The following is a 13,917-nucleotide window of genomic DNA, read 5'->3' as shown; positions in this document are numbered from 1 at the left end:
GATAAAATGGCTTTATTACGTCCCGCATTTCTGCTTTTGATACTCTTTACCCTGATTACCGGTGGGCTTTACCCGCTGTTGACCACCGCGCTGGGGCAATGGTGGTTTCACGATCAGGCCAACGGCTCACTTATTCGTGAAGGTGACAGCGTGCGCGGCTCACTGTTGTTAGGGCAGAATTTTACCCAACCGGGATATTTTCACGGCCGCCCTTCCGCCACAGCAGACGCGCCGTATAATCCTATGGCGTCCGGCGGCAGTAACCTGGCGGGCAGCAACCCAGAACTGGATAAAGAGGTGGCGCAGCGCGTCGCGCAACTGCGGGCCGAAAACCCGCAAGCAGACGCCCATGTACCCGTGGAACTTATAACCACCTCGGCAAGCGGCCTGGATGGGCAGCTATCACCACAGGCTGCCACATGGCAGATCTCTCGGGTGGCGCAGGCGCGCAACCTGCCGGTGCAGGCGGTGGCGAAACTGGTGGCAGAACACACCTCAACGCCGCTGGTGAATTTTATCGGCCAGCCGGTGGTGAATGTGGTGGAACTTAATCTGGCGCTGGATGCGCTCAAGGACAAATAAAGCATGACTGATGAGCCTTTGCGCCCCAATCCCGACCGCCTGCTGGAGCACGCTGCAACCGCGCACCGGGGCAAACTGAAAGTCTTTTTTGGCGCCTGCGCCGGGGTCGGGAAAACCTTTGCGATGCTGCAGGAAGCGCAGCGACTGCGGGCACAAGGGCTGGATATTCTGATTGGCGTGGTGGAAACCCACGGAAGAAAAGAGACCGCCGCGCTGCTGGAGGGGCTGGCAACGCAGCCCACCCGGCGCATTCATCATCGCGGACGCTTAATTCAGGAGTTTGATCTGGACGCCGCCCTTGCGCGGCGTCCAGCGCTTATTTTGATGGACGAGCTGGCGCACAGTAACGCGCCCGGCTCGCGCCACCCGAAACGCTGGCAGGATGTCGAAGAGCTGCTGGAATCGGGAATTGATGTGTTTACCACCGTCAACGTTCAGCACCTCGAAAGCCTGAACGATGTCGTTAGCGGCGTGACCGGGATTCAGGTGCGAGAAACGGTGCCGGATCCCTTCTTTGACAGCGCCGATGAAGTGGTGCTGGTGGACTTACCGCCAGATGACCTGCGCCAACGCTTGCACGAAGGCAAAGTCTATATCGGTGGCCAGGCAGAACGCGCTATTGAACACTTCTTCCGTAAAGGCAACCTGATTGCCCTGCGTGAACTGGCACTGCGGCGCACAGCCGATCGCGTAGATGACCAAATGCGCGCCTGGCGCGACCGCCAGGGTGAAGAAAAAGTCTGGCATACGCGTGATGCGATTTTACTTTGCGTCGGCCACGGTGCCGGTAACGAGAAGCTGATTCGCACCGCCGCGCGCCTGGCGGCAAAACTCGGCAGCGCCTGGCATGCGGTGTACGTCGAAACGCCGACGCTGCATAAACTACCGGAACCGCAGCGGCGGGCTATTTTAAGTGCGCTACGCCTGGCACAAGAGTTGGGCGCGGAAACCGCCACCCTTTCCGACCCGGCTGAAGACCGGGCCATTTTGCGTTATGCACGCGAACATAATCTCGGCAAGATCTTGATCGGCAGGCGCCATAAGCGCCAGTGGTGGAGCCGGGAATCCTTTGCCGATAAGCTCGCCAGGCGCGCGCCGGAGCTTGATCTGGTGATTATTGCGCTGGAGGACGTACCAACTCCCCTGCCCGCCCGCGCCGGGGATGTGCGACCCTTTATGGATCGCTTTCGCGTGCAGCTCAAAGGCTGCGTCGTCGCGCTTGCGCTTTGCGCCGCCATTACGTTAATCGCTATGCAGTGGCTGACTGCATTTGATGCCGCCAACCTGGTGATGATCTATCTGCTTGGCGTGGTGCTGGTGGCGCTGTTTTTCGGGCGCTGGCCCTCTGCCTTCGCCACGGTAATTAACGTTGTCAGCTTCGATCTCTTTTTTATTGCCCCACGTGGTACGCTGGCGGTTTCCGATGTGCAATACCTGCTAACGTTTGGCGTGATGCTGACGGTAGGCCTGGTGATTGGTAACCTGACGGCCGGTGTTCGTTACCAGGCGCGCGTGGCGCGCTACCGGGAGCAGCGCACCCGCCATCTGTATGAGATGTCAAAAGCGCTGGCGGTTGGGCGTAGCAATCAGGATATTGCCGCGACCAGCGAAACCTTTATCCACTCCACCTTTAATGCGCGCAGCAAATTGTTGCTGCCGAACAGCCATGCCCAGTTGGCGGCCGTGACGCAGACACACGGTATGACGCCGTGGGATGATGCCATCGCCCGCTGGAGTTTTGATAAAGGCCAGCCAGCAGGTGCTGGTACCGATACCCTGCCCGGCGTGCCGTACCAAATTCTGCCGCTGAAAAGCGATCAAAAAACACACGGTTTATTGATTGTCGAACCGGCGAATTTACGCCAGTTGATGATCCCGGAACAGCAGCGCCTGCTGGAAACCTTCACGCTGCTGGTCGCCAGTGCGCTGGAGCGTCAGGCGTTAGCCACCAGCGAAGAGCAGGCGCGGCTTGCCAGCGAGCGCGAAAGCATCCGCAACTCGCTGCTGGCGGCGCTGTCTCACGATCTGCGCACGCCGCTGACCGTGCTGTTTGGTCAGGCGGAAATCCTGACGCTGGATTTGGCCAGCGAAGGTTCAAAACATGCGCCACAAGCTAACGAAATCCGCCAGCATGTGCTGAACACCACGCGGCTGGTGAACAATTTGCTGGATATGGCGCGTATCCAGTCTGGCGGCTTTAACCTGAAAAAAGAGTGGCTGACCCTCGAAGAGGTAATTGGCAGCGCGTTGCGAACGCTGGAGCCAGGGCTTGGCGGCCAGCATATTGCGCTCGACCTGCCCGATCCGCTGATGTTGGTGCATGTTGACGGCCCTTTATTTGAGCGCGTGTTGATTAATCTGCTGGAAAATGCGGTGAAATATGCCGGGCATCGCGCCGAAATCGGCATTACCGCGCACAGCACACCGGATCAGTTGACGCTGGATGTATGGGATAACGGGCCGGGGATCCCCACAGGTCAGGAAGCGGCGATTTTTGATAAATTCGCCCGCGGAACGAAAGAGTCAGCCATTCCCGGTGTTGGGCTGGGGCTGGCGATTTGCCAGGCGATTGTCGAGGTGCATGGCGGTACTATCGCCGCCCGCAATCGCCCACAAGGAGGCGCGCTGTTTTGTGTTACACTTCCACGGGAAACACCGCCGCAACTGGATGAATTACCTGAGGATCTGTGATCAACGTTCTGATTGTTGAAGATGAGCAAGCTATCCGCCGTTTTCTGCGCACCGCGCTGGAAGCCGAAGGGCTGCGCGTCCATGAAGCAGAGACACTCCAGCGCGGGTTAATTGAAGCCGCCACGCGTAAACCGGATCTGGTGATCCTCGATTTGGGACTGCCGGACGGTGACGGGCTCGACTTTATCCGTGACCTGCGCCAGTGGAGCAAGATGCCGGTGATTGTGCTCTCTGCACGAACGGAAGAGAGTGACAAAATCGCCGCGCTGGATGCAGGTGCCGATGATTATCTCAGCAAACCGTTTGGCATTGGCGAATTGCAGGCGCGCCTGCGTGTTGCACTGCGCCGCCATGCTGCATCAACGCCTGACGAACCGGTCGTTACCTTTTCTGATATCCGCGTCGATCTGGCTAACCGCCGTATCCAACGCGGTGATGAAGAACTCCACCTCACACCGATTGAATTTCGCCTGCTGGCGGTACTGCTCAATAACCACGGGAAAGTCCTGACGCAGCGCCAGCTGCTTAGCCAGGTCTGGGGTCCTAATGCCGTGGAACACAGCCATTACTTGCGTATTTATATGGGGCATTTGCGGCAAAAGCTGGAAGTCGATCCGGCGCGCCCTCGCCATTTACTTACGGAAACAGGTATCGGCTACCGGTTTATGCTCTGACGGCGTATCCTTCTGATTTTTGGGAGGGAAATCATGAGTGCCTGGTTAATTTATGCCTTGTTGTCTGCGCTGACGGCTGCGCTGGTGGCCATCTTCGGCAAAATCGGTTTACAACATCTTGATGCCAATACCGCGACCGCCATCCGCGCGGTGGTGATGGCGCTTTTTCTGGTGGGTGTCGTAGTGATTCAGGGCAAGCTGTCGCTGATTTCGACGGTTTTCGCCGATAAAAAAGCGCTGCTGTTTGTGGTACTAAGCGGCGTAGCCGGTGCGCTGTCGTGGCTGTTCTACTTTATGGCGATCAAGACCGGTAATGTGTCGCGCGTGGCACCGATTGATAAGCTCAGCGTGGTGTTTGCGGTGATTCTGGCGGTGGTGCTGTTTGGCGAGAAGATTTCGCTGCTTTCCGCGGCGGGTGTGGCGTTGATAACCGCCGGTGCGCTGATGGTGGCGCTGGGGTAATGGCTAACAGGCAGTAAAAAGGCTCCCGAGGGAGCCTTTTCTTTTCAGCGTTTAGGCGTTTTTCAGCACTTCGCTGACAATCTCTACCGCTTCTTTTTCGATCTGCTGACGATGTTCAGCACCGAGGAAACTTTCACAGTAGATTTTGTAGGCGTCTTCTGTTCCTGACGGGCGTGCGGCAAACCAGCCGTTGTCGGTCATCACTTTCAATCCGCCAATTGATGCGCCGTTGCCCGGTGCAGCGGTAAGACGCGCGGTGATCGGGTCACCAGCGAGCGTGCTGGCACTGACCATTTCCGGGGAAAGCTTAGACAGCGCGGCTTTCTGCGCGGAAGAGGCAGAAGCCTGCAAACGGTTGTAGCTCGGTGCGCCGAAACGTTCTGCCAGCTCATCGTAGTGCTGCTGCGGGTTTTTCCCGGTGACAGCGGTGATTTCCGCAGCCAGCAGGCACATGATGATACCGTCTTTATCCGTTGACCACGGTGTGCCATCGAAACGCAGGAAAGAAGCGCCCGCGCTCTCTTCGCCGCCGAAGCCGAAGCTGCCATCATGCAGACCATCAACAAACCATTTAAAACCGACCGGAACTTCCACCAGCTTACGGCCCAGGTCATTTACCACGCGGTCGATCATTGCCGAGGAAACCAGCGTTTTACCCACGGCAACCTCTTTGCCCCACTGCGGACGGTGCTGGAACAAGTAATTGATCGCGACCGCCAGGTAGTAGTTCGGGTTCATCAGACCAGCCGGAGTGACAATGCCGTGACGGTCGTAGTCCGGATCGTTGGCGAAGGCCAGATCGAACTTGTCACGCAGTGCCAGCAGACCCGCCATCGCGCACTCGGAGGAGCAGTCCATACGGATAACGCCATCTTTATCGAGATGCATAAAGCGGAACGTCTGATCGACCTGATCGTTAACAATGGTCAAATCCAGCTTGTAGTGCTCAGCAATACATTTCCAGTATTCGATACCGGAACCGCCCAGCGGGTCGACACCGAGCTTCAGGCCCGCTTTCTGGATAGCCGCCATATCGACGATATCGGCCAGGCCTTCAATAAACGGCTGTACCAGATCTTTTTCCGTCACATGACCGGACGCCAGCGCGGCATCCAGCGTAATGCGTTTTACACCTTTCAGGCCGTCTGCCAGCAGTGCGTTGGCACGATCTTCCACCACTTTGGTGACGTTGGTATCTGCAGGGCCACCATTTGGCGGGTTGTATTTGATACCGCCGTCTTCTGGTGGGTTATGCGACGGCGTAATAACAATGCCGTCCGCCTGCGCGCCGCCGTTTTTGTTGTGAACCAGGATAGCGTTTGAGATGGCAGGCGTCGGCGTGAAGCCGTTATTTTCCTGCACGATAACGTCTACACCGTTGGCTGCCAGCACTTCCAGCACAGAGATAAAGGCGGGTTCAGACAGCGCGTGGGTATCTTTACCCACATAGCACGGGCCGGTAATACCGTTTTTCGCACGCTCTTCGGCGATAGCCTGAGCGATGGCGAGGATATGTTGCTCGTTGAAGCTGTGGCGACCTGCGCTGCCACGGTGGCCGGATGTTCCGAACTTCACCGCATGTTCTGAATTTCCGACTTCCGGTTTCAGCACGTAATACTGCGCAGTAAGCTGAGCGACGTTGATCAAATCGCCCTGTTGTGCAGGTTGCCCCGCACGCGGATGGTTAGCCATTGCCTGGTCCTTTCAATGCAAGGATTAAATTGTGCCGCAAACTTTTTCAATCAATTCCGCGGGGAACTGCATTGATTGCATGATGTGCTCGATCATGCTGCATTTACGACCCGTATTGGTGTTGGTGATAACCCAGTAAGGGGTGTTCGGCACCTGTTTCGGCTTGGTTTGATTGCCGTTTTGCAAAAGCGTTTGCTCGTTCGCGGCAAAGTATACGCGCGTGCGCCCATGCAGAGACTCGGTGGATTCCGTAAACCCTTTATCATCCAGTAAGTAGAGTGTAGACAGCACCAGCAGGAAACGATTCACCGCCTTTTTCTGCTCGGCGTATTCATCAGACAGAAGCAGCTCGCGCACGGCGCGGACTTTGTCTTTGGCGGTGTTTGTCGGTTTAACACTTTCAACAGTGCTGACAATACGCGTCTCTTTTACCGGCGCAGGGGAAGCGGCCGGCTGTGATTGTGATACGGCGGAAAATTTTAACATGCGCCGTAAAATGTCGGATGCGCTCTCGCCAATGTGCTTCGTGTGGCTGGCAATATAACTGTAGAGCTCATCATCAACTTCGATCGTTTTCATCTTAATCCAGTGCGATATCTTATCTGAATACAAGTGTTGGGATTATAAAGTGAAATCTCAACAGCGGATAGCGTCAAACCAGGATGGCGGCAAAACTAAGAGTAATTCTTAACCTTGCGGCCGGGCGGCAGAATGTTCAACATAATAACCTAACCCGAATGAGTGAAAAAAAGAACTTTGCCATGAAATTGAATACGCGCGCGCAAACTGCGCAACATCCGCACAACAATTCTCCGATCGTCCTTGTTCACGGTCTTTTTGGCAGTCTCGATAACCTTGGTGTGCTCGCTCGCGAGCTAGTTCAGGATCATGACGTGTTGCAAGTGGATATGCGTAACCACGGGCTTTCACCGCGCGCAGCAGAAATGAACTACCCGGCAATGGCGCAGGATCTGTTGGATACGCTGGACGCTCTTCAGCTCGACAAAGCGACCTTTATTGGCCACTCCATGGGCGGTAAAGCCGTGATGGCATTAACAGCACTTGCGCCGGAGCGGATTGATCAACTGGTAGCGATTGATATCGCGCCAGTGGATTACCAGGTGCGCCGCCATGACGAAATTTTTGCCGCCATCAACGCGGTGAGCGATGCAGGGGCATCCACTCGCCAGCAAGCCGCCACATTAATGCGCGCACATATAAATGAAGAAGGCGTCATTCAATTCCTGCTGAAATCGTTTGTTGATGGCGAGTGGCGTTTCAACGTGCCGGTGTTGTGGGATCAATACCCGCATATTGTCGGCTGGGAAACGGTTCCTGCATGGCAGAAACCGGCCCTGTTTGTTCGCGGTGGGAACTCTCCTTATGTCACCGAAGCGTACCGTAACGCGTTGCTGGCGCAGTTCCCGCAGGCACGGGCGCATGTAATTGCCGGTTCCGGCCACTGGGTACATGCCGAGAAACCCGACGCGGTTTTGCGCGCTATCCGTCGCTATCTCGCTGAAAAGACGAATTGATTAAAAAGGCGGCGACCGGTCGTTTCAACGCGCCCGGTCGTTGGCGTGTCCGTTGTGCTGATGTATGATGGCGCGCTATTCAGCCCGGGCGTGCCGCCCGATTGCTTGTTTTTCCCGTAGTATGCTTAGACCATGGCTAAAGAACAAACGGACCGTACGACACTAGATCTGTTCGCGAATGAGCGTCGCCCGGGACGGCCGAAGACAAACCCGCTCTCGCGTGATGAACAGTTGCGCATCAACAAACGCAATCAGCTAAAACGCGATAAAGTTCGTGGGCTTAAGCGTGTCGAACTAAAACTCAATGTGGAAGCCGTCGATGCGTTAAACGAGCTGGCAGAAGCGCGTGATATGAGCCGCAGCGAGCTTATCGAAGAGATGCTGTTGGCACAGCTGAAGGCACTGCGCGGCTAGCGAATCCTCCGAAACCTCGTCGAAATAACACTTTCATGTGTCATACAGTGCAGTCCGACGCGATAGCAGTTTCCGCGCGCTTCCCTGTTCTGCTATGATTGCCCTTATCTGTGGGCGTAGCGCCACCACCATACTCATTAAGTTTCAAGAGGTTATTTTACTCATGGCAATTACAGGCATTTTCTTTGGCAGCGACACCGGTAACACCGAAAACATCGCGAAAATGATTCAGAGTCAGCTAGGTAAAGACGTTGCCGACGTCCATGACATTGCCAAGAGCAGCAAAGAAGATATCGAAGGGTATGACATTCTGTTGCTCGGCATTCCTACCTGGTACTATGGTGAAGCGCAGTGCGACTGGGATGACTTTTTCCCGACGCTGGAAGAGATCGACTTTAACGGTAAATTAGTGGCACTGTTCGGCTGTGGCGACCAGGAGGATTACGCGGAGTATTTCTGCGATGCGCTGGGTACCATTCGCGATATCATCGAACCGCGCGGCGCAACCATCGTTGGTCACTGGCCAACTGCGGGCTACCATTTTGAAGCCTCTAAAGGTCTCGCGGACGACGATCATTTTGTTGGCCTTGCGATTGACGAAGACCGTCAACCAGAGCTGACTTCAGAGCGCGTACAGAAATGGGTAAAACAGGTGCGCGAAGAGCTGCATCTGGACGATATCATTAACGCCTGATTTTTTATGGCGTAATCTGTGGGTTACGCCGTATTAATAGATAAAAGCAATGGAAATAATTGCTACAAATTTTTAACTTTTTTCTCCATCGCTGTACAATAAGCCCTGCTAAACTGGGTGCCGTCGTAAAGGACTTTGCTGGCGACACCACGTTTTATAAGCTTACTTTACTTGAGGGCTTGCAGTTTTCATCCAGCCATGGCAGTTCTATAATGAGACGCATTACCCCAGGTGCATTCCTTATAACTTCCGCTAAGGAAGTGAATCGTATAGCAACAGGACAGATTCCGCATGACTGACAACAATACCGCATTAAAGAAGGCCGGCCTGAAAGTCACGCTTCCTCGGTTAAAAATCCTTGAAGTGCTTCAGGAACCGGATAACCATCATGTCAGTGCGGAAGATTTATACAAACGACTGATCGACATGGGCGAAGAGATCGGGCTGGCAACAGTTTACCGTGTACTGAACCAGTTTGACGACGCCGGGATTGTGACCCGTCATAACTTCGAAGGCGGCAAGTCCGTTTTTGAACTGACTCAGCAGCATCACCACGATCACCTAATCTGCCTCGATTGCGGCAAAGTGATTGAATTCAGTGATGACTCCATTGAAGCGCGTCAGCGTGAAATCGCCGCGAAACACGGCATTCGTCTGACTAACCACAGTCTTTACCTTTACGGTCACTGCGCCGAAGGCGACTGCCGCGAAGATGAACACGCGCACGACGCGAAATAACTGCTTTGAAACCCAAAAAGCCAGCCTGACGGTTGGCTTTTTTTTGCCTGCAATACCGGCACTGAAAGAAAAAACCCGGCAAGCTCGCGCCCCCGGGTTTAATCACTGCCTCAAATTACGCTTTTACGCTGTCGACACGACTAAAGCGTTTGCCGTCCGGGCTGGCAGTGCGCACCTGCACTTCCCCACTTACTTGCGGACGCGCTTTATCATCGTAGCGCTGCCAGTGTTTGCCGCCGTCGGTTGAGAACTCAACCACCATGCCAGGGAAGCTGGTATTGGCTTCCAGTTTTCCACCCACCACACGCGCTCCTGGAACCGGTAAGCGGTAATGAACACCAGCCTTATCCAGTTTCGCCAGTTCGCGATGACCTAACAGGTTCGCAAAGCGTTGCCAGTCACTTTCCAGCGCTTTCACATCCACCAGATGTGTCTCGCCGCCTTTATACTCACGTCCGGCTTTGTAATCCTGCTCCCAGCCCGCGCGGTGCCATGCGCGTTCAGCCACCGAAACCATTCGCGGATAGATCATGTACTCCATCTGATTATCGGTGCGCACCACTTCGCTCCACAACTGCGCGGAAAGGCCATACGCGCCCGGCCACAATTTGTCAGACTTCGCGCTAAACGGATTGCCATCACGATCAAGTGAGGTTTCCGCGTTCTGCGGCATGTTGTCCGGGGCAAAGCTGAAAATCTTACGTTCATCGCTAAAACGCGTGCCCCAGTAGTAGCCACTTTCCGCCGGGTTTACTTCATTCGGGAAATCGAGATACACATAATCGGGGTTAGAGACCACAACGCGGAAGCCTTTGTTCGCCCAGTCATTCACCGAGTCAAAACCGCCCCAGTAGAGCGTATCCCAGAAGTTAACATTGACATGATCGGTGGCGAACACTGATGCATCTTTGGCATCTTTCAAACCGTCCTGCCACGCCTGCATTGTGCCGATACCGTGCGCTTTCACCAGCTTGCTGACTTCCACGCCGAAATAACTGGAGAGATGTTCAACATCGGCAACTTTGCCCTCTTTGATCATCGTCTGGCAGGCTTGCGATTTTGCCCACGGCTTATCCTGATTGCTCTGATCAATAATGCCTTTGCCCGCCTCCGGTTTTTTCTGATCCGTGTAACCTGCGCCAAGATAGATGTTTTTCGCTTCGTCACCGCCAAAATGCCAGGTATTCAGCGGCAACCCGGCTTCTTTATGCATCTGTTGGATTTCGCCAATCACTTTGTCCACAAAGTTACGCGACGAATCAAGGCATGGATTGAGATAGCCGGTACGGTTATAGAACTGCACACCAGTGGTGTTCGAAGTGTCAGTGGGATCCAGCAGGCGATATTGCTGCGCCTCTTTCTCTTTGCCCGCTTTCATCAGGCGCTCGTAACGCGCTTCCATTGAGATCACGGCGGCACGCGCATGAGCTGGCATATCGATTTCCGGGATCACTTCAATCTGTCGCGCTTTGGCATATTTGAGGATTTCGATGTAATCCGCACGGCTAAAATGACCGCTGCCGTTGTTGTTGCTGTCCGGCCCGGAGCCCAGTTGTGGCAACAGGCACGTTTTCTCACTCAAATCATGACAACGCTTACTGCCGATATCGGTCAGTTCTGGCAGGCCGGGGATCTCAATGCGCCAGCCTTCATCATCCGTAAGATGGAAATGGAATTTGTTGAGTTTGTACGCTGACATCTGATCCAACAGGCGCAGCACCGCCGCTTTACTGTGGAAGTTGCGACCAACATCCAGTTGAATGCCGCGATAATCAAAACGCGGCGCATCTTTCGCCTCAAGCGCGGCAATCTTCATCTCGCCCGAGGCAGGAATGAGCGACAGCAGCGATTGCAAACCGTAAAATACCCCCGCTTGATCGTAACCGGTCACCACGGTTTCTTTCGCGCCAATGTGTAGCAGGTAAGCCCCGGAAACCGCTTGATCACCGGTAAAAACATTGCTGGCAATTTCAGTCCGCAGCGGATAACTGCCCTCTTTCACCCCCAGCAACGCAAAACGCGATTTCACCGCGTCTTGTGCATCGACACTCAGCGCGGAAAGATCCAGCTTCACACCCTGGCTCAGGTCGACATCCTGCCCGTGGATGTTAACCTGCTGCGGCGTTGGCACAATCTGGCCGCGCAACGACGCGAGATTGGGCGTTTTCACATCGCTATTTTTCTCAAAGCGCGCCTCGGCAGTCATCAGGATATTTTTGTCGTCCGGCGTCCGTTTCCAATGATTATCAAGCGGTGTAACAAAGCGGGATAAATCTTCCGTGTCCGTATTGGCAATCACTTTCGCCGTCGCGCCGTCGGCGGTGACGTACCAGCGCGGCAGCACATCGGTGATAAACAACTGCCAGTATTCATTGATAATCGGGATCTCTATCGCCTGCTTCGCCGGGAAACCAGTGAATTTGTCGGTCGGCTCCAGCTTATGCAAGTCGCCCATAATGTGGGTCACTTTGAACTGATCGTTCGCCACCTCCAGCACCGGACGAATGCTGTGAAAATAGATGGCCCAGGCTTTGTCGGTCACCGCGTCGCCATTATTGGTCAGCGTGATCACCGCGTTGTTGCAGGAGGCCCAATCCGCGCCGAGCTTCGCGCAGTTCACGCCGTGTTGCGCGGCGAAATTATCTTTCACCGCATAATTGAGATGAAACTGGCTGATAGCATCAACGGTACTCTGATTCGCCAGCGCCGCAGTGCTGCCCAGCATCGCCAGTACGGCACTGGCGAGCAAACTTAAACGAACTGTTTTCATTACATATTCCTTGTAGTTTGCCGGGACGAACCCGGCATGCGCTCATCAGAAAATGGTAAACGGTGCGATAACCATAAACTTCACATCGCGCTCATCCTGGAAGATGTTGCCATAACCGCCGCTGTAGCTTGGGATGTCGGAATGGTTGTCGTACTGGGTGAAGTGCAATTTGAACATCGTGCCTTTCGCACGCCCTTCTTGCAGGGTGTAAATCGCATCGAGGCTGTAAGAAGACTCTTTCAGGCGGTAGTTCGAGTCGTAATAGGCATCTGGCGTTGCCATGTCTGCGGGTTTCGCATCCCAGGCGTAAGCGTATGACGCGCCAACTGTCCAGCCCGGCAGGTTCCAGTTTTTCAGGTCATACATCGCGCCGAAGAACACCGCTTTTTCACCGTTGGCATTAAAGTCAGAGCGGTTATCCCACCAGATATCCAGCCGCCCGTTGGATGAGGCGTACGTCGGCGTCATACGTTGCAGGAAGTACCCCTGCTGACCATCAGCTTTAACCCACGTTCCTTCCAGACGCAGATCGACCTGACCGACTTTGTAGCCAAATGTCAGCGCTTGCAGCCAGGCGGTGCCGTCATAAATATCGTTTACGCCGCCATTACTGACTTTGTCGCGCGTGCCGTAGAACTGGTAACTGGTGCTCAGGGGGCTACCCGCGATATCGAATTTGTAGCTGGCTTTTGCGAAATATTGATCGACATAGCCCTGAGCCTGACCAAATGCCGCTTCCAGGATCAGGTCGTTTTTAAAGTCATACTTCGCACCAACCGAGTGCAAATAATCAACTTTGGTCTTTTTATCGTTTTGATAGAACTTGTCCATCTCGATATGCCACGGCGACTTGTATTCGTTGGTCCACATGTAGGAGAAACTCAACGCCCCGGCATCACCGTAGTCAAAATTCGCCCCGGCTTCCGCGCCCTGATAAGTGCCAGGCATAAAGCTCCAGTGCGGCGCGAGCAGTGTCTGGCCAGTTGGCTGTATGTAACCCGCGCGCGCCCATACCGGACCATATTTAAATTTCGCCGCGGCTTTATACAGGCTGACCCCGCTCTTATCACCTGACCAGTCTTCTTTGTAGGCTTTATTGCTGGAGGAAAAGGCGATTTCGTTCGGGTGCGCGCTGTCACCGTTTTCCGCCATCTCGATGGCGGTGAAGGCCGCAATATCCAGCCCAAACATATCGGCGGCATAACCGGACTGGAAATCCAGGTTCGCGTTCCATGTCGAATGGGAAAGGTTGGTTTTGTATTTATCTTCCAGAACATCTTTGCGGTCACGTTCACGCTGCCAGTAATAGATACCGCCCGTGAGCGTGGAATCATCGATAAAGCCTGCTGCATGAGCCTGTGGAGAGACAACCCAGCCCGACATTGCTGTGACACCGGCGATTGCCAGCGCCAGCGTACTACGTTTGCCACTAAACGTACGCATGAGTGATTCCTTCTAGACGTATTAAAAAAATCGCCGGAGATGACGAAAAAAGGTCAAATAGTTTAGGTAGTTACGAAAACCCCCGAATTCACTACCGGCTTAAGACTATTTTTCGCGATGCGAATTATCAATGTTTTTTAGCGGCAAAATGACAGGATTATGACGAAGAGCACATATTCAGTAGCGTTTTGAAACATGTTACACCAAACAGGAAAAAATAAA

Annotated in this window: 12 protein-coding genes; 8 read left to right on the top strand and 4 right to left on the bottom strand. The window is 54.3% G+C overall.

All coding sequences use genetic code 11. The annotated features are described in order from the left end of the window. Positions 1–6 precede the first annotated feature (6 nt). The 4 genes from kdpC to E0L21_RS01495 are packed head-to-tail and all read left to right on the top strand — an operon-like array spanning position 7 to position 4,409. Positions 7–582 carry a potassium-transporting ATPase subunit KdpC gene (gene kdpC / locus E0L21_RS01510; protein WP_131406293.1) on the top strand — a complete coding sequence of 192 codons (576 nt, stop codon included), beginning with the start codon at positions 7–9 and terminating at the stop codon, positions 580–582. A 3-nt stretch (positions 583–585) separates the two neighbouring features. Beyond that, positions 586–3,273, top strand: a complete 2,688-nt coding sequence (kdpD, locus tag E0L21_RS01505) for a two-component system sensor histidine kinase KdpD (RefSeq protein ID WP_131406292.1) — start codon at positions 586–588, stop codon at positions 3,271–3,273. Then, positions 3,270–3,947: a two-component system response regulator KdpE gene (gene kdpE / locus E0L21_RS01500; RefSeq protein ID WP_131406291.1), complete on the top strand. Its 678-nt coding sequence runs from the start codon at positions 3,270–3,272 to the stop codon at positions 3,945–3,947. Before kdpD ends, kdpE begins: the two co-directional genes overlap by 4 nt. 33 nt (positions 3,948–3,980) lie before the next feature. Further along, the gene (locus E0L21_RS01495; protein WP_131406290.1) at positions 3,981–4,409 is read left to right on the top strand and encodes an EamA family transporter; all 429 of its coding nucleotides are present in this window, start codon (positions 3,981–3,983) and stop codon (positions 4,407–4,409) included. 51 nt (positions 4,410–4,460) lie between these two features. Here E0L21_RS01495 and pgm read toward each other — a convergent pair whose 3' ends face one another. Together pgm and seqA are read right to left on the bottom strand one after the other, a co-directional pair. Then, positions 4,461–6,101 (bottom strand): phosphoglucomutase (alpha-D-glucose-1,6-bisphosphate-dependent), encoded by a 1,641-nt coding sequence (pgm, locus tag E0L21_RS01490; protein WP_131406289.1) that lies wholly within the window; start codon positions 6,099–6,101, stop codon positions 4,461–4,463. Between the two features lie 24 nt (positions 6,102–6,125). Continuing rightward, a complete protein-coding gene (gene seqA / locus E0L21_RS01485; RefSeq protein ID WP_131406288.1) occupies positions 6,126–6,680 on the bottom strand; it encodes a replication initiation negative regulator SeqA in 555 nt (184 codons plus the stop codon). 182 nt (positions 6,681–6,862) lie between these two features. On the opposite strand from seqA, the gene ybfF reads away from it, so the two are divergent. From ybfF to fur, 4 genes are all read left to right on the top strand, one after another. After that, positions 6,863–7,636 (top strand): esterase, encoded by a 774-nt coding sequence (gene ybfF, locus E0L21_RS01480; protein WP_131406287.1) that lies wholly within the window; start codon positions 6,863–6,865, stop codon positions 7,634–7,636. A 132-nt stretch (positions 7,637–7,768) separates the two neighbouring features. After that, the gene (gene ybfE / locus E0L21_RS01475) at positions 7,769–8,050 is read left to right on the top strand and encodes a LexA regulated protein (RefSeq protein ID WP_017455918.1); all 282 of its coding nucleotides are present in this window, start codon (positions 7,769–7,771) and stop codon (positions 8,048–8,050) included. A gap of 163 nt (positions 8,051–8,213) precedes the next feature. Then, positions 8,214–8,744, top strand: coding sequence for a flavodoxin FldA (gene fldA, locus E0L21_RS01470; protein WP_170312041.1), 531 nt, complete (start codon positions 8,214–8,216; stop codon positions 8,742–8,744). Between the two features lie 291 nt (positions 8,745–9,035). Next, a complete protein-coding gene (fur, locus tag E0L21_RS01465; protein ID WP_007373881.1) occupies positions 9,036–9,482 on the top strand; it encodes a ferric iron uptake transcriptional regulator in 447 nt (148 codons plus the stop codon). Positions 9,483–9,597: 115 nt separating this feature from the next. Here fur and E0L21_RS01460 read toward each other — a convergent pair whose 3' ends face one another. Both E0L21_RS01460 and chiP read right to left on the bottom strand, forming a co-directional pair. Further along, positions 9,598–12,252: a beta-N-acetylhexosaminidase gene (locus E0L21_RS01460; protein ID WP_131406285.1), complete on the bottom strand. Its 2,655-nt coding sequence runs from the start codon at positions 12,250–12,252 to the stop codon at positions 9,598–9,600. A gap of 45 nt (positions 12,253–12,297) precedes the next feature. After that, complete coding sequence (gene chiP, locus E0L21_RS01455; protein WP_131406284.1) at positions 12,298–13,695, bottom strand: chitoporin ChiP; 1,398 nt, start codon at positions 13,693–13,695, stop codon at positions 12,298–12,300. Positions 13,696–13,917 lie beyond the last annotated feature (222 nt).

It is taken from the genome of Kosakonia quasisacchari, from assembly GCF_004331415.1.
In the GTDB taxonomy this organism is placed as follows: domain Bacteria; phylum Pseudomonadota; class Gammaproteobacteria; order Enterobacterales; family Enterobacteriaceae; genus Kosakonia; species Kosakonia quasisacchari.
Note: the sequence above shows the minus strand (reverse complement) of the source record. Positions and strands in the feature narration are given on the sequence as shown.

What these genes read in the sequence shown, in the direction of transcription:
- kdpC (WP_131406293.1), top strand. Translation starts at nt 7, where the DNA reads ATGGCTTTATTACGTCCCGCATTTCTGCTTTTGATACTCTTTACCCTG.
- kdpD (WP_131406292.1), top strand. Translation starts at nt 586, where the DNA reads ATGACTGATGAGCCTTTGCGCCCCAATCCCGACCGCCTGCTGGAGCAC.
- E0L21_RS01495 (WP_131406290.1), top strand. Translation starts at nt 3,981, where the DNA reads ATGAGTGCCTGGTTAATTTATGCCTTGTTGTCTGCGCTGACGGCTGCG.
- pgm (WP_131406289.1), bottom strand. Translation starts at nt 6,101, where the DNA reads ATGGCTAACCATCCGCGTGCGGGGCAACCTGCACAACAGGGCGATTTG.
- seqA (WP_131406288.1), bottom strand. Translation starts at nt 6,680, where the DNA reads ATGAAAACGATCGAAGTTGATGATGAGCTCTACAGTTATATTGCCAGC.
- ybfF (WP_131406287.1), top strand. Translation starts at nt 6,863, where the DNA reads ATGAAATTGAATACGCGCGCGCAAACTGCGCAACATCCGCACAACAAT.
- ybfE (WP_017455918.1), top strand. Translation starts at nt 7,769, where the DNA reads ATGGCTAAAGAACAAACGGACCGTACGACACTAGATCTGTTCGCGAAT.
- fldA (WP_170312041.1), top strand. Translation starts at nt 8,214, where the DNA reads ATGGCAATTACAGGCATTTTCTTTGGCAGCGACACCGGTAACACCGAA.
- fur (WP_007373881.1), top strand. Translation starts at nt 9,036, where the DNA reads ATGACTGACAACAATACCGCATTAAAGAAGGCCGGCCTGAAAGTCACG.
- E0L21_RS01460 (WP_131406285.1), bottom strand. Translation starts at nt 12,252, where the DNA reads ATGAAAACAGTTCGTTTAAGTTTGCTCGCCAGTGCCGTACTGGCGATG.
- chiP (WP_131406284.1), bottom strand. Translation starts at nt 13,695, where the DNA reads ATGCGTACGTTTAGTGGCAAACGTAGTACGCTGGCGCTGGCAATCGCC.